Origin of the sequence: Micromonospora sp. WMMA1947 (assembly GCF_027497355.1) — a bacterium.
Classification (GTDB): Bacteria; Actinomycetota; Actinomycetes; order Mycobacteriales; family Micromonosporaceae; genus Micromonospora.
The window spans coordinates 4,727,402-4,747,514 of record NZ_CP114909.1; the positions used below are offsets into that span (position 1 = coordinate 4,727,402).

The 20,113-nt window shown below is 74.2% G+C and carries 21 protein-coding genes; 20 read left to right on the forward strand and 1 reads right to left on the reverse strand.

The window, feature by feature from the left end; all coding sequences use genetic code 11:
• Positions 1-238 precede the first annotated feature (238 nt).
• From O7604_RS22290 to O7604_RS22325, 8 genes are read left to right on the forward strand one after another with little or no spacing between them, the layout of a single operon-like run.
• The gene (locus O7604_RS22290; RefSeq protein ID WP_269705706.1) at positions 239-592 is read left to right on the forward strand and encodes a TcmI family type II polyketide cyclase; all 354 of its coding nucleotides are present in this window, start codon (positions 239-241) and stop codon (positions 590-592) included.
• Positions 589-2,310 (forward strand): acetyl-CoA carboxylase carboxyltransferase subunit alpha, encoded by a 1,722-nt coding sequence (locus tag O7604_RS22295; RefSeq protein WP_281577650.1) that lies wholly within the window; start codon positions 589-591, stop codon positions 2,308-2,310. Before O7604_RS22290 ends, O7604_RS22295 begins: the two co-directional genes overlap by 4 nt.
• Positions 2,310-2,795 carry an acetyl-CoA carboxylase biotin carboxyl carrier protein gene (gene accB, locus O7604_RS22300; protein WP_281577651.1) on the forward strand — a complete coding sequence of 162 codons (486 nt, stop codon included), beginning with the start codon at positions 2,310-2,312 and terminating at the stop codon, positions 2,793-2,795. Before O7604_RS22295 ends, accB begins: the two co-directional genes overlap by 1 nt.
• Positions 2,795-4,312: an acetyl-CoA carboxylase biotin carboxylase subunit gene (locus O7604_RS22305; RefSeq protein WP_281577652.1), complete on the forward strand. Its 1,518-nt coding sequence runs from the start codon at positions 2,795-2,797 to the stop codon at positions 4,310-4,312. The genes accB and O7604_RS22305 overlap by 1 nt, the downstream gene beginning before the upstream one ends.
• A complete protein-coding gene (locus O7604_RS22310; protein WP_269705710.1) occupies positions 4,309-5,016 on the forward strand; it encodes an SRPBCC family protein in 708 nt (235 codons plus the stop codon). The genes O7604_RS22305 and O7604_RS22310 overlap by 4 nt, the downstream gene beginning before the upstream one ends.
• Complete coding sequence (locus tag O7604_RS22315) at positions 5,013-5,423, forward strand: cupin domain-containing protein (RefSeq protein ID WP_018784080.1); 411 nt, start codon at positions 5,013-5,015, stop codon at positions 5,421-5,423. The genes O7604_RS22310 and O7604_RS22315 overlap by 4 nt, the downstream gene beginning before the upstream one ends.
• A complete protein-coding gene (locus O7604_RS22320) occupies positions 5,420-6,691 on the forward strand; it encodes a beta-ketoacyl-[acyl-carrier-protein] synthase family protein (protein WP_281577653.1) in 1,272 nt (423 codons plus the stop codon). The genes O7604_RS22315 and O7604_RS22320 overlap by 4 nt, the downstream gene beginning before the upstream one ends.
• Complete coding sequence (locus tag O7604_RS22325; RefSeq protein ID WP_281577654.1) at positions 6,688-7,932, forward strand: beta-ketoacyl synthase N-terminal-like domain-containing protein; 1,245 nt, start codon at positions 6,688-6,690, stop codon at positions 7,930-7,932. The genes O7604_RS22320 and O7604_RS22325 overlap by 4 nt, the downstream gene beginning before the upstream one ends.
• Before the next feature lie 3 nt (positions 7,933-7,935).
• Here the strand turns inward: O7604_RS22325 and O7604_RS22330 are convergent, their stop codons facing one another.
• Positions 7,936-8,373 (reverse strand): GNAT family N-acetyltransferase, encoded by a 438-nt coding sequence (locus O7604_RS22330; protein WP_269705713.1) that lies wholly within the window; start codon positions 8,371-8,373, stop codon positions 7,936-7,938.
• Positions 8,374-8,680: 307 nt separating this feature from the next.
• On the opposite strand from O7604_RS22330, the gene O7604_RS22335 reads away from it, so the two are divergent.
• From O7604_RS22335 to O7604_RS22390, 12 genes are all read left to right on the forward strand, one after another.
• Positions 8,681-10,027 carry a fatty acid--CoA ligase family protein gene (locus O7604_RS22335; RefSeq protein WP_281577655.1) on the forward strand — a complete coding sequence of 449 codons (1,347 nt, stop codon included), beginning with the start codon at positions 8,681-8,683 and terminating at the stop codon, positions 10,025-10,027.
• 180 nt (positions 10,028-10,207) lie between these two features.
• Complete coding sequence (locus O7604_RS22340; RefSeq protein ID WP_104115204.1) at positions 10,208-10,471, forward strand: acyl carrier protein; 264 nt, start codon at positions 10,208-10,210, stop codon at positions 10,469-10,471.
• Complete coding sequence (locus O7604_RS22345; RefSeq protein WP_281577656.1) at positions 10,471-10,716, forward strand: acyl carrier protein; 246 nt, start codon at positions 10,471-10,473, stop codon at positions 10,714-10,716. The genes O7604_RS22340 and O7604_RS22345 overlap by 1 nt, the downstream gene beginning before the upstream one ends.
• Positions 10,709-11,839 carry a beta-ketoacyl synthase N-terminal-like domain-containing protein gene (locus O7604_RS22350; protein WP_281577657.1) on the forward strand — a complete coding sequence of 377 codons (1,131 nt, stop codon included), beginning with the start codon at positions 10,709-10,711 and terminating at the stop codon, positions 11,837-11,839. Before O7604_RS22345 ends, O7604_RS22350 begins: the two co-directional genes overlap by 8 nt.
• Positions 11,840-11,943: 104 nt before the next feature.
• The gene (locus tag O7604_RS22355; protein WP_281577658.1) at positions 11,944-12,444 is read left to right on the forward strand and encodes a beta-ketoacyl synthase chain length factor; all 501 of its coding nucleotides are present in this window, start codon (positions 11,944-11,946) and stop codon (positions 12,442-12,444) included.
• The gene (locus O7604_RS22360) at positions 12,441-14,060 is read left to right on the forward strand and encodes a class I adenylate-forming enzyme family protein (RefSeq protein WP_281577659.1); all 1,620 of its coding nucleotides are present in this window, start codon (positions 12,441-12,443) and stop codon (positions 14,058-14,060) included. The genes O7604_RS22355 and O7604_RS22360 overlap by 4 nt, the downstream gene beginning before the upstream one ends.
• Entirely contained in the window at positions 14,057-15,319 is a 1,263-nt protein-coding gene (locus O7604_RS22365; RefSeq protein WP_281577660.1) for a beta-ketoacyl-[acyl-carrier-protein] synthase family protein, read from the forward strand. The genes O7604_RS22360 and O7604_RS22365 overlap by 4 nt, the downstream gene beginning before the upstream one ends.
• Positions 15,320-15,379: 60 nt before the next feature.
• Positions 15,380-16,456, forward strand: coding sequence for a 4-hydroxyphenylpyruvate dioxygenase (gene hppD, locus O7604_RS22370; protein WP_281577661.1), 1,077 nt, complete (start codon positions 15,380-15,382; stop codon positions 16,454-16,456).
• Positions 16,453-17,376: a phytanoyl-CoA dioxygenase family protein gene (locus O7604_RS22375; protein ID WP_269707076.1), complete on the forward strand. Its 924-nt coding sequence runs from the start codon at positions 16,453-16,455 to the stop codon at positions 17,374-17,376. The genes hppD and O7604_RS22375 overlap by 4 nt, the downstream gene beginning before the upstream one ends.
• Before the next feature lie 2 nt (positions 17,377-17,378).
• Positions 17,379-18,176, forward strand: coding sequence for a DUF3050 domain-containing protein (locus tag O7604_RS22380; protein WP_281577662.1), 798 nt, complete (start codon positions 17,379-17,381; stop codon positions 18,174-18,176).
• Positions 18,173-19,144, forward strand: coding sequence for a thiamine pyrophosphate-dependent dehydrogenase E1 component subunit alpha (locus O7604_RS22385; RefSeq protein WP_281577663.1), 972 nt, complete (start codon positions 18,173-18,175; stop codon positions 19,142-19,144). The genes O7604_RS22380 and O7604_RS22385 overlap by 4 nt, the downstream gene beginning before the upstream one ends.
• Positions 19,145-20,110: a transketolase C-terminal domain-containing protein gene (locus O7604_RS22390; protein WP_281577664.1), complete on the forward strand. Its 966-nt coding sequence runs from the start codon at positions 19,145-19,147 to the stop codon at positions 20,108-20,110.
• The last annotated feature ends 3 nt before the right edge of the window (positions 20,111-20,113 follow it).

The window sequence follows — 20,113 nt, forward strand, 5'->3', positions numbered from 1 at the left end:
CCTGACTGTCCGCAGCGGACCGGTAATACGCCTGTGATCTGCGAAGAAGTGTCGTCGCCCGGAGAGCGGAAGGCGATCTTCCCATAGCTCGCGCACAGCTTGCGTCAACGCAGCGTCACCATGTTTGTGGCGCGATGGGGCCCGGTTGACGCCCGGTAGACGCCTGCGGCGCGACCGTGTGCCCATCCGTGCGGCGCGACCGGTTCGCCGCGCACCGGGACGTACGCAGGAGGCGCGAATGGACCGTTCGCTCATCGTCGCCAAGGTGGTGCCCACAGCCGAGGACCGGGTCGCCGAGATCTTCGCCGAGTCCGACGCGACCGAGCTGCCCGGCCTGGTCGGCGTCCGGCACCGCTCGCTGTACCGGCTGCACGACCTCTACGTGCATCTGCTGGAGACGGAGACGCCGGCGCAGGGCGCCGTGGAGGACAACCGGGGCCATCCGGAGTTCGTCCGGATCAGCGAGCGGCTGCGGCCGTACATCTCGCCGTACCTGCCGACCTGGCGCTCGCCCCGCGACGCGATGGCGCACTGCTTCTACCGCTACGACGCGCCGGCCCACCGGTACGACGCGGCCGGGCGGCCACGGTGACCACGACCGCCCCGCGCGACGAGCAGCTCTGGTCGAGGTGCGACGGGTGCGCGTCGCTGCTCTACCGCAAGCGGCTGCGTCGCAACCTGGACGTCTGCCCGGAGTGCGGCTCGCACGCGCGGCTGGACGCGCCGGACCGGGTGGCGCAGCTGGCCGACCCGGACTCGTTCGTCCCGCTGCCGGACCGGGCGGTACGCGTCGACCCGATCGAGTTCGTCGACGAGCTGCCGTACCCGCACCGGCTCGGCGCGGCCCGCGCGGCGACCGGCCTGGACGAGGCGGTGCTCTGCGGCACCGCCCGGCTGGGCGGGCACGCGGTCGCGCTGGCGGTGATGGACTTCCGCTTCCTCGGCGGCAGCCTCGGCTGCGCGGTCGGTGAGCTGATCACCCGGACCGCCGAGCGGGCGCTCGCCGACGGTGTCCCGCTGGTGCTGGTGACCGCGTCCGGCGGCGCCCGGATGCAGGAGGGCGCGCTGTCGCTGATGCAGATGGCCACCGTCAGCCAGGCGCTCGCCGGGATGCGGGAGGCGGGCCTGCTGACGGTCAGCGTGGTCACCGATCCCACGTACGGCGGCGTGGCCGCCTCCTTCGCCACGAACACCGACCTGGTGCTCGCCGAGAGCGGCGCCCGGCTGGGCTTCGCCGGGCCCCGGGTGATCCGCCAGGTCACCGGCGCGAAGCTGCCGGAGGGCTTCCAGACCGCGGAGTACCTGCTGCGGCACGGCCAGGTGGACATGGTGGTGCCCCGGCACGCGTTGCGGGGCCGGCTCGCCGCGCTGCTCGCCGCCGCCGAGGCGGGCCGCCGTGCCCCGGAGACCGCGCCCGCTCCGCGCCCGCCGGCCACCGCGCCGACCGCGGCGGCGCGGCCGGACCGCGACCCCTGGGAGACGGTACGCACGGCGCGGCACCCCGGCCGGCCGACCACACTGGACTACCTGGAGACGGCGTTCGACGGCTTCGTGGAACTCCACGGGGACCGGCTCGGCGCGGACTGCCCGGCTGTCGTCGGCGGCATCGCCCGCCTCGACGGCCGTCCGGTGATGGTGATCGGCCACCAGAAGGGACACACCACCGCTGAACTGGTGACCCGCAACTTCGGCATGGCCAGCCCGGCCGGGCACCGCAAGGCGCTGCGGCTGATGCGTCTCGCGGCGCGGCTGCGGCTCCCGGTGGTGACGCTCGTGGACACGCCCGGCGCGGACCCGGGGGTGAGCGCCGAACAGCAGGGCCAGGCGGCGGCGATCGCGGAGAACATCCTCGCGCTCACCGTGCTGCCCACGCCGGTGGTGGCGGTGGTCACCGGGGAGGGTGGCAGCGGTGGCGCGCTCGCGCTGGCGGTCGCCGACCGGGTGCTCATGCTGGAACACGCCGTCTACTCGGTGATCAGCCCGGAGGGCTGCGCGGCGATCCTCTGGCCGGACAGCTCGGCCGCCCCGCAGGCAGCCCGCGCGTTGCGGCTCACCGGCGCCGACCTGTGCCGCCTCGGCGTCGTCGACGAGCTGGTGCCGGAGCCGCGTCCGGCCGCCCACGCCGACCCGGGCGGCGCGGCCGAACTGCTGCGCCGCGCGGTGGCGGCGAACCTCGCCCCGCTGCTCACCGTCCCGCCGGCCACGCTGGTCCGCCGCCGCCGGCAGCGCTTCCGCCGCTTCGGCGCGGCCCGCGCGGCCGGACCGTCCCCGGCCGCCTCCCCGGCCGGTGGCCGGGCGGAGGTGGCGTGATGGCCGACGCCGAGGCCGAGCAGGTGCTCGACGGGCTGCGCCGGCAGGCCCGTAAGCTCGTCGCCGACCTGGCCGGGCCGGTACGCCGGGTGCGGCTGCGCAGCGGCGAGTCGGTGCTGGAGGTCGAGTGGCACGACCCGGCGGCACCCGCGCAACGCGCCGCCGAGCCGGCCGAGGCGCTTCCCGCGCGGGCCGCCGAGCCCGCCGCACGGGCGGCGCCGGTGGCCGACCGGCCGACGGTGCGCTCACCGGTGGTCGGCACGTTCTACCGGGCCCCCGAACCCGGCGCGATGCCGTTCGTCGCGGTCGGCGACCTGGTCCGCCCGGGCCAGGTGGTCGGCATCGTCGAGGCCATGAAGCTGATGAACGAGGTGACCGCCGGCCAGGCCGGACGGGTGGTCGAGGTGCTGGTCGACGACGGCAAACCCGTCGAGTACGACCAGCCGCTGATCGCCCTGGAACCGGTCACCGGACGGGACTCCTGATGTTCGACAAGGTGCTGATCGCCAACCGGGGCGAGATCGCGCTGCGGGTGCTGCGCGCCTGCCGGGAACTCGGCGTGCGCACGGTGGTGGTGCACTCCAGCGCCGACGCCGACTCGCTGCCGGTACGGCTGGCCGACGAGGCGGTACGGATCGGCCCGGCGGCCAGCCGCCGCAGCTACCTCAACGCCGCCGCGATCGTGGAGGCCGCCCGGCAGACCGGCGCGCAGGCGGTGCACCCCGGATACGGCTTCCTGTCCGAGGACGCCGACTTCGCCGAGATCTGCGCCGAGAACGGGCTGGTGTTCGTCGGCCCGCCGCCGCAGGTGATGGCCGCACTGGCGGACAAGTCGACCGCCCGCGCGCTGATGAGCAAGGCCGGGCTGCCGCTGCCGCCGGGCAGCGTACGGACCCTGCCCACCGTCGCCGAGGCGCAGGAGGTGGCCGCCGAGGTGGGCTACCCGGTGATCGTGAAGGCCGCGGCGGGCGGTGGCGGGCGCGGCATGACTGTGGTGCGTTCGGCCGCCGAGCTGCCCCGCGCGTACGCCCGCACCCGCGCCGCCGCGCAGGTCGCGTTCGGCGACGACCGGGTGTACGTCGAGCGGTACCTCGCCGACGCGCGCCACGTCGAGGTGCAGGTGCTCTGCGACAGCCACGGCAACGGCGTGCACCTGGGCACCCGGGACTGCTCGGTGCAGCGCCGGCACCAGAAGCTGATCGAGGAGGCGCCCGCGCCCGCGCTGCGGCAGGCCACCCTGGACACCGTCGCCGAGGTGGCGCTGCGCGGCGCGCTGTCGGTCGGCTTCACCGGCGCCGGAACCGTGGAGTTCCTGGTCGACGAGGCCGAGCGCTGCCACTTCCTGGAGATCAACTGCCGGATCCAGGTGGAACACCCGGTCACCGAGATGATCTCCGGCATCGACCTCGTGCAGGAACAGCTGCACGTGGCGTTCGGCACGCCGCTGCGGCTGCGCCAGTCCGACGTACGCCTGGACGGCGTGGCGATCGAGTGCCGGGTCAACGTGGAGGACCCGGACCGCGACTTCGCGCCCGCACCGGGCCGGCTGGACCGGTTCCGGCCGCCGGGTGGCCCGTTCACCCGGGTCGACACCCACGGCCACGTCGGCTACCTGGTCAGCCCGCACTACGACTCGCTGCTGGCGAAGGTGGCCGTGTGGGCGCCGGACCGGGACGCCGCGCTGGACCGGCTCGACCGGGCGCTGGCCGAGTTCGACGTGGCCGGTCCCGGTGTGCGTACCACCATCCCGTTCGCCCGGCGGGTGCTGCGCGATCCCGCCTTCCGCGCCGCCCGGCACACCACCGCCCTGGTGGAACGCCTGCTCGCCCCGCCCGCCGACGACACCCCGCCGACCAGTGACGCCCTGCCGACCGGCGACGCCCCACCGGCCGAGGCGGCGCGGGCCGTCGTGCCCGATCCGCGCGCCGCTGCCGAGCCGGACAGCCGTACCCCCGTCAGCGCCGTGCCCGCCGCCGGCCCGACCACCTGGAGGAACCGATGACCGTCGCCCCCGACCGCCCGCTCGCCCGCGAGATCACCGACATCCTGGTCACGCACTGCGGCCTGGACCCGGACGCCGCCGCCGGCGCACCCGCCGCGAGCCTGGAGGAACTGGGCATGGACTCGCTGGCGCTGCTCGAGCTGTCCGCGGTGGTCGCCGACAGGTGGCGGGTGAAGATCCCCGAACAGGCCGGGCAGCTCAGCATCGCCGGCGTCGCCGACCTGGTGGCCCGCAAGGCGGACCCGCCCGGGCACACCGAGAACGCCGTGGAGATCGCCGCGCCGCTGCCGCTGGTCTGGGAGATCACCAACGACGTGGCCCGGTGGCCGGAGCTGTTCACCGAGTACGCGGTGGCGGAGATCCTGCACCGCGACGGCGACACGGTGCGTTTCCGGCTCACCATGCATCCCGACGAGAACGGCGTGTCGTGGAGCTGGGTCAGCGAACGCACCGCCGACCCGGCCACCCGGGAGGTGCACGCCCGGCGCGTCGAGACCGGCCCGTTCGAGTACATGCGCATCCACTGGCGCTACGACGAGACGCCCGGCGGCACCCGGATGACGTGGACGCAGGACTTCGCGATGAAGCCCGACGCACCGGTCGACAACGCCGGCATGACCAACCGGATCAACACCAACAGCACGATCCAGCTCGCCGTGATCAAGGAGAAGATCGAGCGGGCACACGCGGGAGGCGCGCGATGACCGACACCACCACCGCCCGGGTCTCCGTCCACGACGTACCCGCCGACCGCCGCCGCGGCGGGGAACTGCGGGTGCTGCTCGGCCCGAAGACTGTGGGCAGCACCTCCGGATTCATGGGCGTCGCCACGCTCGCGCCGGGGGAGCGGATCGCCGAGCACTACCACCCGTACAGCGAGGAGTTCCTCTACGTCGCCCGCGGCGCGATCACCGTCGACCTGGACGACGTGCCGGTCCCGGTCGCCGCCGGGGAGGCGCTCTACGTGCCCAAGGACGTGCGGCACCGGCTGCGCAACACCGGCGACGAGCCCGCCGAGGTGGTGTTCCACCTCGGACCGCTCGCCCCGCGCCCGGAACTCGGCCACGTGGACACCGAGAGCGCCGCACCGCCGCCACGGGAGCCGTCGTGACCGGCCGGCGCACCGTGGTCACCGGGATCGGCGTCGTCGCACCCGGCGGCGCCACCCGGGACCGCTTCTGGAAGACGATCACCGAGGGACGCACCGCGACCCGGCGGATCAGCTTCTTCGACCCGTCGCCGTTCCGCTCGCAGATCGCCGCCGAGTGCGACTTCGACCCGGACGCCGCCGGGATCACGCTCGCCGAACGGCAGCGCGCCGACCGATACGTGCAGTTCGCGCTCGCCTGCTCCGCCGAGGCGCTCGCGGACAGCGGCCTCACCCTCACCGACGCGCAACGGGAACGCGCCGGGGTGGTGCTCGGCACCGCCGTCGGCGGAACCATGGCGCTGGAGCAGGAGTACGTGCGGGTCAGCGACTCCGGCCGGCAGTGGCTGGTCGACCACGCGCTCGGCGGGCCGTACCTCTACCAGGCGCTGGTGCCCAGCAGCCTGGCCGCCGACGTGGCCTGCCGGCACGGCCTGCACGGCCCGGCGCAGGTGATCTCCACCGGTTGCACCTCCGGCATCGACGCCATCGGGTACGCCCACCAGCTCGTCGCCGACGGCGAGGCCGACGTGGTGCTCGCGGGTGCCGCCGACTCACCGATCTCCCCGGTCACCGTCGCCTCGTTCGACGCGATCGGCGCGACCAGCCCGGACAACGACGACCCGGAGCACGCCTCCCGGCCGTTCGACGCCGACCGGCACGGGTTCGTCCTCGCCGAGGGGGCGGCGGTCCTGGTGCTGGAGGAGGCCGAGCACGCCCGCCGCCGGGGCGCGCACGTCTACTGCGAGGTCGCCGGGTACGCCAGCCGCAGCAACGGCTTCCACATGACCGGGCTGCGCCCGGACGGCGCGGAGATGGCGGTGGCGATCAGCGACGCCCTGCGGCAGGCCCGGCTCGCCCCGACGGCCGTGTCGTACGTCAGCGCGCACGGCTCCGGCACCCGGCAGAACGACAGGCACGAGACGGCCGCGTTCAAGCGGGCGCTGGGGGAGACGGCGTACCGGGTGCCGATCAGCTCGATCAAGTCGATGGTCGGCCACTCGCTGGGCGCCATCGGCTCGATCGAGATGGCCGCCTGCGCCCTGGCCATCGAGTACGGCGTGGTCCCGCCGACGGCGAACTGGACCACCCGCGACCCGGAGTGCGATCTGGACTACGTACCGAACGAGGCCCGGGAGGTGCCGGTGGACGTGGCGTTGTCGGTGGGCAGCGGGTTCGGCGGATTCCAGTCCGCGATGGTGTTCCGCCGGCTGGCGGCGGTGCCGACATGACCGCGCGTGCGGTGGTGACGGGCATCGGCGTGGTCGCGCCCAGCGGGATCGGCGCCGAGGCGCACTGGGCCACGGTGCTCGCCGGAACCCGGCGCACCGGGCCGATCACGCTGTTCGACCCGGCGCGCTACCCGACCCGGGTGGCCGGCGAGGTGACCGATTTCGACCCGGCCGGGTTCAGCGACACCCGGCAGCGGGTGCAGACCGACAGGTGGACGCACCTCGGCTTCGCCGCCACCAAACTGGCGCTCGCCGACGCCGGGCTGCCCGAGGTGTCGCCCGACCCGTACCGGTGGGCGGTCACGCTAGCCAGTTCCTCCGGCGGCAACCTGTTCGGACAGCGGGAACTGCAACGGCTCTGGGGCGGGCCGAGCCGCACCGTCGGGGCGTACCAGTCGATCGCCTGGTTCTACGCGGCGAGCGTCGGGCAGTTGTCGATCCGCCACCAGTTCAAGGGACCGTCCGGGGTGACCGTGTCCGAGTCGGCCGGCGGGCTGGACAGCCTGGCGCACGCGGTGCGCACCATCCGCCGGGGCACGCCCGTGGTGATCGCCGGGGCGACCGAGTGCCCGCTGAGCCCGTACGCGCTCGCCTGCCAGCTCCGCTCCGGGCTGCTCAGCGACGTGTCCGACCCGGAGAAGGCGTACCGGCCGTTCGACGTCGCGGCCGCCGGATACGTGCCGGCCGAGGGCGGCGCGGTCTTCGTGGTGGAGGAACTGGGCCGCGCGCTGTCCCGGGGCGCCCGCGTCTACGGGGAGGTCACCGGCTGGGCGGCCACCCACGACGCCGCGCCCACCGACCCGGCCGGCGGCCCGGACCCGGCCCACTACGCCCGCGCGCTGCGACTGGCGCTGGAACGCGCCGGGGTACGCCCGCACGACGTGGACGTGATCTGGCCGGACGCGCTCGGCGTGCCCGCGTACGACCGGGCCGAGGCGGCGGCGCTGCGTGCCGTGTTCGGCGACCGGACCCCGCCGGTGACCACGCAGAAGCCGCTGACCGGGCGGGCGCACCAGGGCGGGTCCGCACTGGACGCGGCGACCGCGCTGCTGGCGTTCCGCCGCGGCATGCTGCCCGCCTCGGCCGGCCCGGACGAGCCCGCGCCCGGCTGCGAGCTGACGTTCCTGCGGCAGCCCCGCCCGCCGCGCAGCCGGATCGCGCTGGTCGGCGCGCGCGGCTTCGACGGGTTCAACAGCGCGCTGGTGCTGCGCGGCGCCGCGCCTCCGCCGGGCGAGCGCTGACCGTCACGACGGCCGGGCCAGGTACGCGGTCTTCGCGTCGCCGGAGAACCCGCAGGCCAGGTAGAAGGCGTGGGTCGCGGGCGAGCGCGATCCGGTCATCAGCATCGCCTTGTAGCAGCCCGCGTCCCAGGCGGCCCGGAGCGTGCCGGCCATGATCCGCCTGCCCAGGCCGGTGCCGCGCCGCGACTCGTCCACCACCACGTTCTCGACGACCGCGTAGGGCGACGCCGACCGGCTCAGGTTGGGGATCACGTTGAGGTACGTGGTGGCGACGACCGCGCCGTCCACCTCGAGCACGAACAGGTGCAACCCCTCGGTGGCCAGGATCCGCGCGAAGGCCCGCTCGTCGGAGCCGTCGCTCAGGTGCGGGTCGTCCGGGTTCAGCTGCCGGTAGAGGCGCATCACCTGCGCGAAGTCGTCGGGCCGGGCCGCACGGAACATATCGGGAGCGTAGCCGCACCCGCCGTCCGCGCGAGGGCGCACGCGCACAGCATCCGGCGGCCGGCGGACTACCTTGCCGGCGTGGCCCCGATCCTGCCCGTCCGATCGAGCCTGAGCAATCCACCCAGCCGCCGTTTTGGATCTAGCCATTTGCATCTGGCGATGCGGAAGGGCCCGTCGTAGGGTTCCGCCATACCCCGAACGACGTACCCGCTGGGCGGATCCGCCCAGTTCCTCAGTGGAACGGTGGCTGGTCGTGACTGCACATCCCGTGGCGGAAGATCCTGCCTCGACAACGGTGGACTGGGTGGACGACATCCTGTTCACCGGCCGCGACACCGACGTCTGCCTGCGCCTGCCGGAACCGGTGGACAAGGGCACGCTGCGTCGGCTCGTCGGCGAGGCGCAGGACCGGCTCGCCGAGGCCGGACTCCGTGCCGGAGGCGCGGCCGCGCTGCGCCTGCCGCCCTCGCCGGCGTACGTGGCGCACCTGCTCGCCACCTGGCGTACCGGCGCCCAGGCGGTGCTGCTCGACCACCGGCTCACCGACCACGAGGTCGACCAGGCGCTGCGCCGGCTCAGCCCGCAGGTCGTGGTCGCCCCGACCCGGACCGGTGGCGGCGCGCTGCGGATCTTCGTCGACGTCACCGCCGGGGTCAGCGCGTACTCCGACCGCCCGGCGGGCAGCCCGCACGCGGTGATCCAGCTCAGCTCCGGCTCCACCGGTCCGTCCAAGGTGATCGGCCGCACCGCCGCCGACCTGGTCGCCGAGGTGCACCGCTACACCCGCATCGACGGTGTCGCGCTGCCCGGCGAACGGATCATTCTGCTGCCCAGCATGGTGCACGTGCTCGGCCTGGTCGGCGGCCTGCTCTACGGGCTGCACGCCGGCGTCGAGCTGTGCCCGCCGGAGCGGCTCAGCGGCGACGCGATCCTCGCCGCCGTCGCCGCCCAGGACACCCCGGCCACGGTGCTCGGCGTGCCGTTCCACATCGGCCTGCTCGCCTCCACCACACCGTCCGGGCCGCTGCCCCAGCTCAAGCGCATGACCACCGGCGGCGAGCTGGTGCCCGCCGCCGTGGCGAACGCGTTCACCGACCGCTACGGCGTGCCGCTGGGCAACATGTACGGGATGACCGAGGTCGGCGTCATCGGCACCGACCTGTACGGGCGGCACCGCCCCGCCATCGCGCCCGCCCCCGGCATCGAGGTACGCGAGCGCGACGGCGAGCTGTGGGTCAGCTGCCCGGCCAACCCGTACGTCGGACCGGCCGACCCGACCCGGTGGGCCGACGGCTGGCTGCACACCCGCGACGCCGGCGTGGTCGACCCGGACGCCGGCCTGGTCACCATCAAGGGCCGGCTGGACTCGCAGGTGTCGGTGGGCGGCCTGAAGGTCGACCTGACCGAGGTGGAGGCCACAGTCGCCGGGCTGCCCGGCGTCATCGCGGCGGTGGTGGTCTGGGACGACGGCATCACCGCGTACGTCCAGTCCGACGGCTCGCTGACCGAGGAGACGCTCGACAAGCTGATCGCCGAACGGCTGGCCGGCTTCAAGCGGCCCCGCACGCTGCGCCTGCTCGACCAGATGCCCCGCACCACCACCGGAAAGCTGGTCCGGTCCGTCGCGGCACTGCGGGACGCGGCGTCGTGACCGGCCCCCTGTACGAGCCGCACGCCCGCCGGACGCCCGCCGGACGTCCGGTCCATCCCGAATCCCGACCCCGACCGGCGGAGCAGCGCGCCACCCGCGCGCCCGACCCGGCCGGTTCACACGCACGCGGCGTCCCGACCGGGCACCGTCAGCCGGTACACGGAGAAGAGGTCTGAACCCATGCGAGACCAGGTCCGCACTTTCGTCGTCGAACAGCTCGCCGACATGAACTACGACGTGGACGAGCTCGACGACGACACCACCCTCGGCCCCTCCGGCGTCGACCTGGAGTCGCTGGCCCTGGCCGACCTCGCGGTCCGCGTCGAGGACCGCTACGGCCTCAAGTTCGCCGACGACGAGTCGGAGAAGCTGGCGTTGATGACGGTCGGCGAGTTCACCACGATGGTCGCCGACCGGGTGGCCGCGAACAGCGACAAGTCCTGATGTCCGGTCAGCCCGACCTGGGGCGAGCTGACCTGGTGAGCATGCTCGCCGAACTGACCGCGAAGCCCGCCGACCAGGTGCCGGACCGGCTCGGCTCGATGGAGCTGGCCTGGCTGGTGCACATGGTCGAGCAGCGCTACGACCGCCGGCTGGACCTGAGCGACGACCAGCTCGCCGGCATCCGCACCGTCGACGACGCGCTCGCGGTGTTCCGCGGGTTGCTGACCGCTCCCGCAGATGGCTGAGCGGGAGACCGTACGGATCACCGGCACGCACGCGCTCAGCGCCCTCGGCAGGGGCGCCGACGCGCTGCTGGCCGGGGTGCTCACCGGCACCCCGGCGTTCGGGCCGGTGCGCCGTTTCGACACCACCGGCCGCCGCGTCACGGTGGCGGCCACCCTGCCGGACGTCGGCACGCTCGCCGCCGAACTGGCCGACGCGATCGACACCGCTGCCCGGGCCGCCGGGCTGGACCGGGCCGGCCGTGCCGACTCGGCGCTGTTCCTGGCCACCCACGGCGGGCCGCACTCGCTGCCCGTACCGGAGGGGCCGGACGAGCCGACGGTGCCGGCGCTGGCCGGTCACCTGGCCGCGCGGTGCGGCCTGGGCGGGCGCACCCGGATCTACACCACCGCCTGCGTGTCGGCGAGCAGCGCGGTCGCCGACGCGGCGGCGCTGATCCGCCGGGGGGACCTGGAGCGGGTCGTGGTGGCGGCCGGGTACCTGGTCGAACCGGACCAGTACGCGCTGTTCGACGCCGGGCGGGCGCTCGCCGCCGACGGCGCGGTACGCCCGTTCAGCGCCGGCCGCAAGGGCCTGCTGCTGGGCGACGGGGTGGCCGCCGTGGTGCTGGAGTCGGCGGGCGCCGCCGCCCGGCGGGGCGCCGAGTCGCTGGCGAGCGTGACCGGATGGGGCCGGGCGGGGGACGCGTACCACCCGTGTCAGCCGCACCCGGACGGGCTCGGGCTGGCCCGGGCGGTCGAGGCGGCGCTGCGCCGCGGCGGGCTGCCTCCGGACGCGGTCGGCTACGTCAACGCCAACGCCACCGGCACCCCGTTCAGCGACGCCTCCGAGGCGGCGGCGCTGACCCGGGTGTTCGGCGAGGACGCCAGGCGGCTGCCGGTCAGCTCCACCAAGTCGGTGCACGGGCACGCGCTGGAGGCGTCCGGGTTGCTGGAACTGCTGGTCACCGTGCTGGCGTTGCGGCACGGCAAGCTGCCGGTCACCGCCGGCTGGCTCGGTCCCGACCCGCAGTGCCCGCTGGACGTCATCCGCGACGCCCCGCGCCCCGCGCGTACCGGGCACGCCCTGACCCTCAACGCCGCCTTCGGCGGCGCCAACACGGCCCTCCTGGTGAGCACCGCATGACCGCCTCCGTGCCCAGCCCCCCGCGATCTTGCACTTCCGGCCCCGGCGAAACGGGCACAACGCCCGCCGAGGGGGCACCAACCGCAAGATCGCGCGCAGGGGTGGTGGTGCTCGCGGAGGCGCGGTGGCCCGAGGCGGGGGATGAGGGTGCTGCGCCGGCGGGGGTGCCGGGGTTCGTGCACTCGCCGTTCCATCCGCTGGTGGCGGCGGTGGCGCAGCGGTGCCTCGCGCGGCGGTACGGCGACGGACCGCTGCCGCCCGGCAACCGGACGGCTGTGGTGCTGGTCAGCGCGGGCGGGGACACCGCCGGTGCGGCGCACGTCCGCGCCACGGTGGCCGCGGGCGGGCGGATCGGGCCGCTGTTCTTCTTCCAGTCGGTGCCGAACAGCGTGGCCGGGCACGTCGCGGCGCGCTGGGGACTGGACGGGCCGGTGGTGTGCCTGAGCCCGACCGGCGACGCGCGGGCCGACGGGGAGGCGGAGGCGGACCTGCTGCTGTACGACGGCGACGCCGCACAGGCGTTGCTGATCCTGATCGAACTGGCACCGGACGGTACGCCGGGCGAGGCGACCGCGGTGCTGCTGGGGGAGGGAACACGTCAATGAGGACGAAGGGACTGCGCGGCGCGCTCGCGGCCGACGCGGAACTGGGCGCGGGCAACGTGCTCGCCCGGGTGCTGGCGCACGGCGCCGACCCGGACGGGCCGGGGCTCACGTTCGACACCGAGATCGACGGCCACCCGGCCGAGACCCCGCTGACCCTGGGCCGGCTCGACCGGATGGTCGCCGCCCGGGCGGCGTGGCTGCACGAACGCGGGGTGAAGCCCCGCGACCCGGTCGCCGTCTGGGCCGGTACGGCCGCCGACATGGTGCTGTCGTTCCTGGCGCTGACCCGCCTGGGTGCCATCCCGGCGCTGATGAACGGCAGGCTGCGCCCCGAGATCGCCGCCGAGTACATCCGCCGGCTGCGCGCCGCCGGGGTGCTCGCCGACGCCGCACACGCGCAGGCGCTGGCCGGGCACGACCTGGGCGCCCCGATGATCGGCGAACCCGCGCAGGCAGGCACCGGCGACCCGGACGCCGCGCCCGCCCACTACCGGCACCACCAGGACGACCCGATCGTCATCACCCACACCTCCGGCACCACGGGCGTGCCGAAGGCGGTGCTGCACTCGCACGCCAGCCTGTTCGTCGCCACCCGCCACCTGCTGTCCATGCCGCAGGCGCAGGGGACCACGCGCATCCTCAACGCGCTGCCCGCCCCGCACACCGCCACGGTGCTCATGGTCAACCAGGCGCTCGGCAACCGGGCCGAGATGTTCCTGCTCTCCGAGCAGGGCGGCGAGCGGGTGCTCGACGCGATCCAGCGGTGGCGCCCGGACGGCGTGTTCGGCTTCTCGGTCACCTGGGCCGAGCTGGCCCGCTTCGACCTGTCCGGTTACGACCTGGACTCGGTTCGGCTGTGGTTCAACACCGGCGACTGCTCGCACGAGCCGCACGTCCGGCGGCTGGTCGCGGTCGGCTCCCGGGACGTGGTGACCCGTCAGGGCGTCACCCGGGTACCCGGGTCGGTGTTCATCGACGGGCTCGGCTCCAGCGAGATGGGCCACTCGATGTTCCACATCACCCACACCACCGACACCGACAGGTACGGCCGCTGCGTCGGCCGCCCGTACCGGTTCACCAAGGTCGCGGTGCTCGACGCCGACGGCAACGAGCTGCCGGCCGGGCAGGTGGGCTGGCTCGGCATCGACTCGCCGTCGCTGTTCCGCGGCTACTGGAACGACTCGGTCACCACGTACCGGTTCCGGCTGCGCGGCTGGTACCTCACCGGCGACCTGGTGTACGCCGACGAGGACGGTCGCTACTACCACCTGGACCGGGCGGTCGACTCGGTCGAGGCCGGCGACGGGAAGCGTTTCTTCACCGCGCTGTCCGAGGAACGCATCCTCGCCGCCAGCCCCGACGTCACCGACTGCACAGTGGTGATCGTCAAGGCCGACGACGGCACCGTCACCACCGACGTGCTGCTGGAACTGGCCGCCGGCGCCGACCCGGACGCGGACCGCACCGAGCGCATCCGTACCGCGCTCGGCCCGGACGTGGCCGCCACGCTGCGCCGGATCGTGCCGGTACGCGCCGACGACATCCCGGTCACCGTCACCGGCAAGGTCCGCAAGGTGGCGCTGCGCGAGCGCTACCTGACCGAGGCGCCGTCGTGACCGCCGTCATCACCGGCATGGGCCTGTTCACCCCGGCCGGGCGCGGCGCGGCGGACACGTTCGACGCGCTCGTCTCCGGCCGCTCCGGGCTGCGCCGCCCGCCCGAGGGACACCCGGCGGCCGACAGCCTGGAGGCGGCCGGGCTGCTGCCGGACATCGACCCGCGCAGCGTCGCCTCCGGACCGGAGACGAAGGTGCTCGACCGGGTGGTGCTGCTCGCCCTGATCACCGCCGCCGAGGCGCTCGCCGACGCCGGCATCGAGGTGGGGCGCGACGTCGACCCGGAGCGGATCGCGGTGATCGTCGGCGGTGTCGGCGGAATGTCCACGCTGGAGGGCCAGGTGCTCGCCCGGGCCGCCCGGGGCCGGGCGGCGGTCAGCCCGTACCTGCTCACCGGCATCCTGCCGAACATGCCGTCGGCGCGGATCGCCATCGCGCACGGCATCCGCGGTTACAGCTCGTCGGTCGGCACCGCCTGCGCCTCCGGCGCCCAGGCCGTCGCCGACGGTGTGCGCCTCATCCGCTCCGGCGAGGCCGACGTGGTGGTGTGCGGGGCGAGCGAGGCGCCGCTGTTCGGCACGTTCGCCGACACGTTCGGCAACGCCCGGGCGCTGGCCCGGGGCTGGGACGAACCAACCGAGGCGAGCCGTCCGTTCGACAAGCGGCGCAACGGCTTCGTGCTGTCCGAGGGCGCGGCGCTGCTGGTGCTGGAGCGCGCCGGCCACGCCGACGGACGGGGTGTGCGCGGCTACGCCGAGGTCGCCGGTTTCGGGGCGAACACCGACGCGTACCACCCGACCGCGCCACGGCCGGACGGCGCGGGCGCGGCGGCGTGCATGCGCCGGGCGCTCGCGGCGGGCGGGGTCGAGCCCGCCGACGTCGGGTACGTCAACGCGCACGGCACCGGCACCAAGCTCGGTGACGTCGCCGAGACGGTCGCGCTCGCCGAGGTGTTCGGCGCCGGTGGCGTGCCGGTCAGCTCCACCAAGGCGCTCACCGGGCACCTGCTCGGCGCATCGGGGGTGCTGGAGGCCGCCGCCACCGCGCTGGCGCTCGACAGTGGCCTGCTGCCACCCACCTACCACCTGGACGACCCGGACCCGGAGTGCGAGGCGGACCACGTCCGCGCCGTGCCCCGGCCCACCCGGGCCGGCCATGCGCTGACGAACTCGTTCGGGTTCGGCGGCCAGAACGTCAGCCTGCTCCTGCGCCGGCTCTCCGGGCCGGCCCGCCGGGCCGCCACCCCGGCCGCGGGCTGACCGGACTCCAGTCCCGGGCGTCCGTCCGGGTCGCGATCACGGGGGGAACAGGGGAAGCCCATGACCATCAACGGGATAGATCATCTGGAACTGTACGTGGGGGACGCCCGGCAGGCGGCCTTCTACTTCGACAACGCCGTCGGTTTCCGGCTGTGCGGGCAGGGCGGTCCGGAGACCGGGCTGGACGGTCAGCGGTCGCTGCTGCTGGCCCAGGCCGGCATCCGGCTGCTGCTGACCACCGGACTGTCCGCCGAGCACCCGGCCGCCACGTACGTTCACCGGCACGGCGACGGCATCGCCGTGGTGGCGCTCGCCGTCGACGACGCCGCCGGGGCGTACACGGAACTGGTCGACCGGGGCGCGACGGCGCTGAGCCCGCCGCGCACCTTCACCGGCGCGGACGCCGAGGTGGTGGTCGCCGAGGTCGGCGGCTTCGGCGACGTGGTGCACCGCCTGGTCGAGCGGCGCGGCGCCCCGGGCGTGTTCCTGCCCGGGGCGATCGAGCCGGTGACCGCGCCGGACGGGGAGGACACGCTGCTGGCCGAGGTCGACCACCTCGCGATCTGCGTGCCGCCGGGGCAGCTCGACGAGATCGTCGCGCACTACGAGAAGGTGTTCGGCTTCGCCGACATCTTCACCGAGCACATCGAGGTCGCCGGCCAGGCGATGAACTCCAAGGTGGTGCAGAGCCCGTCCGGGACTGTCACGTTCGTGCTGCTGGAGCCGGACACCAGCGCCCGGCCGGGGCAGATCGAGGACTTCCTGCGCTGGCACGCCGGTGCCGGGGTGCAGCACCTGGGCCTGCGTACCGACGACATCGTCACCGCCGTCGGCGCGCTCGCCGGGCGGGGGGTGCGCTTCGCCAGCACCCCGGGCGCCTACTACGACGGGCTGGAGCAGCGGGTCGGCCGGTTGGACGCGCCGGTGGACCGGCTGCGCGACCTGAGCATCCTGGTCGACTCCGACCACGACGGCCAGCTGCTGCAGATCTTCACCGAGTCGATGCACGTGCGTCGCACCCTCTTCCTCGAACTCATCGAGCGGCGCGGGGCGCGCACCTTCGGCAGCGGCAACATCAAGGCGCTCTACGAAGCGAAGGAACGCGAGCTGGCCGCGGCGGAAGGGGTTACGGCATGACCACCATCGATCCCGGGCTGACCGCCGAGGAGGAGGCGCTGCTCCCCTCCGACGAGGACGTCCGGCACTACGCCGAGCACGGCTGGTACCTGTCGAAGAAGCTGCTCACCGACGACGAGGTGGACGAGCTGGTCGCCGCCACCGACAGCTACTACGCCGGGGAACGCGACCGGCGCCTGCCGGTACGGCCGCCGAAGCTGGCCTACTGGGAACCGTCGAAGGGTGACGTGCAGCGGCACAACGACTACGTCCACCACGAGCACGACGGCATCGCCCGCATTCTGCGCAAGCCGCTGATCGGCGCGGTCGCCGCCCGGCTGGCCCGGGCCGCCGAGATCCGCATCTTCCAGTCCACGCTGATCTGGAAGCCGCCGATCGCCGGTGAGCCGTCGAACATCGTGCCCTGGCACTTCGACAAGCACTACTGGGCGTCCTCGTCGTCGGAGAACATGCTCACCGCGTTCATCCCGTTCCACGACTGCGGCGAGGAGATGGGCACCATCACCATGGTCGACGGCTCCCACCGCTGGCGGGAGATCGGCGCCGACGACACGGTGGTGCGGCACTTCGCCGACCGGGACCGCGACCAGCTCGAGGCGATGCTCGCCGAGAACGCCGCGTACAACGGGGCGACGATCCGCAAGATCCCCATGGTGATCCCCAAGGGACACATGAGTTTCCACCACTGCCGCACCTACCACGGCAGCGGTGCGAACGTCAGCGGGCGGCCCCGCCGGGCCGTCTCGCTGCACCTGCAGGACGGCGACAACGCCTGGCGGGAGTACCCGCTCTCCGACGGCACGCTCGCCGCGTACAACCACGACGTGCTGGTCCGCCGCACCCACGAGGGCCGGCCGGACTACGCGGACCCCGATTACTGCCCGGTCATCTGGCGCGACCGCGCCCAGCAGGGAGGCTGACAATGTCACGGTACGACTGGGGTAAGACGCACCCGGGCATCGAGCGGCTGGAGCGGGCGGTGACCGAGCGCCGCGACGTGGTGGTCAAGCACCCCCTCTACGCCAACCTCGACACCCACGACGCGCTCGTCACGTTCATGGAGCACCACGTCTTCGCCGTCTGGGACTTCATGTCCCTGCTGAAGTCGCTGCAGCGGCAGCTCACCTGCGTCACGGTGCCGTGGATCCCGACCGGGCCGACCGGCAGCCGCCGCCTGATCAACGACATCGTCATGGTCGAGGAGAGCGACGAGCTGGGCGACGGCTACATCAGCCACTTCGAGCTGTACGTGCAGGGCATGACCGAGGCCGGCGCCGACACCACCGCCGTGAACAAGCTCGTCGACCTGCTGCGCGACGGCAGCCCGGTCACCGAGGCGCTCGGCGCCGCCGGCGTCCCCGCGGCGTCGGCCGCGTTCGCCGGCACCACCTGGCGGATCATCGAGACCACCCCGGTGCACTGCCAGGCCGCGGCGTTCGCGTTCGGCCGCGAGGACCTCATCCCGGAGATGTTCACCCAGGTCGTCGCCGTCAACGAACGCAGCAACCGGCTCAACAAGTTCGTCGACTACCTGGAGCGGCACATCGAGGTCGACGGCGAGCAGCACACCCCGATGGCCATGCAGATGCTGGCCGACCTGTGCGGCGACGACGACACCAAGTGGCAGGAGTGCGCCGACACGGTGAACGCCGCGCTGACCGCCCGCGCCCGCCTCTGGGACGACATCCTCGCCGCCGTCAAGGAGGGCCGTCCGGCGTGACCGGCTCCGACCCGCTCCGGCTCTACCGGACGGTCCGGCTGATCCGCCGCTTCGAGGAACGCGCGATCGAGCTGGTCCGCGCCGGGGAGATCGTCGGCGGCATCCACCCGTACCTCGGTCAGGAGGGGATCGCCGCCGGTGTCTGCGCGGCGCTGTCCGCCGCGGACCTGGTCACCGGCACCCACCGCGGGCACGGGCACGTGCTGGCGAAGGGCGCCGACCCGGCCCGGATGCTGGCCGAGCTGTGCGGCCGGGTCACCGGGCTCAACCGGGGCCGGGGCGGGTCGATGCACGCCGCCGACTTCGGCGTCGGCGTCCTCGGCGCCAACGCCATCGTCGGAGCCGCCGGCGCGATCCTCACCGGAGCGGTGTGGGAGCGCCGGCGGCGCGGCGCCGACATCGTCGGCGCCACCTTCTTCGGCGACGGCGCGGTGAACGAGGGCATGCTCCTGGAGGCGTTCAACCTGGCCGCGCTCTGGCGGGTACCGGTGCTGTTCGTCTGCGAGAACAACGGCTACGCCACCACCATGCCCGTCGAGGGCGCGGTCGCCGGCACCATCGCCGGGCGGGCCGCCGCCTTCGGCATGCCGGCCGTCGTCGTCGACGGGCAGGACCCGGAGGCGGTACGCGAGGTCACCGCCGCCGCCGTCGCGCGGATGCGCGCCGGCGGCGGACCCGAGCTGGTCGAGGCCCGCACCTACCGCTTCGACGCCCACCACACCTTCGAACATCAGGTACGCCTCGACTACCGGCCGCCGGAGGAGGTGGCCGAGGGCCGGTCCCGCGATCCGGTCGACATCGCCGGCGCGCGGCTCGACCCGGCGGTACGCGCCGAGGTGGACGCCGCCGTCGAGGCGGAACTGGACGCCGCCGTCGCCTACGCGCTCGCCGGACCGCACCCCGACCCGGCCACCGCACTGGACCACCTGTACGCCAGCGGGCTCACCGCCCGGACCGGAGGTGGCTGAATGCCCCGGCTCTCCTACCGCAGGGCGCTCACCCGGGCCCTCGCCGACGAGATGGCCCGCGACGAGTCGGTCGTGGTGCTCGGCGAGGACATCCGGGTGGCCGCCGCGAACGTCACCACCGGACTGCTGAAGAAGTTCGGCCCGGAACGGGTCCGCGACACGCCCCTGTCCGAGCAGGCCTTCACCAGCTTCGCCACCGGCGCGGCGCTGGCCGGTGCCCGCCCGGTGGTGGAGTTCCAGATCCCGTCGCTGCTGTTCCTGGTCTTCGAGCAGATCGTCAACCACGCGCACAAGTTCCCGCTGATGACCGGCGGCCAGTGCGCGGTGCCGGTCACGTACGTGGTGCCCGGCTCCGGCTCCCGCACCGGCTGGGCCGGGCAGCACTCCGACCACCCGTACGCGTTGTTCGCCCACGTCGGGGTGACCACTGTCGTACCGGCCACCCCGGCCGACGCGTACGGGCTGCTGGTCTCCGCGATCCGCTGCGACGACCCGGTGGTGGTCTTCGCCCCGGCCGGCGCCCTCGACCTGCGCGCCGACGTCACCGACCCGGCGCCGGTGCCGCTGGGCCGCGGGATCGTCCGCCGCGGCGGCACCGACGTGACGGTGGTGGCGGTCGGGCACCTCGTGCACGACGCGCTCGCCGTCGCCGAGGAACTCGCCGGCCAGGCGTCGGTGGAGGTGTTCGACCCCCGCACGCTCTACCCGTTCGACTGGGACGGCCTCGTCGAGTCGGTGAGCCGCACCGGGCGGCTGGTCGTCGTCGACGACGGCAACCGCTCCTGCGGCATCGCCGGGGAGATCATCGCCACGGTGGTCGAGCGGGTCCGGCTGACCGCCCCACCCCGGCGCGTGACCCGGCCCGACGGCGCGGTGCTGCCCTTCGCGCCCGCCCTGGACCGCGCCGTGCAACCCGGCCGCGACCAGCTCACCGCCGCCATCCAACTGACCCTCAAGGACGGATGAACG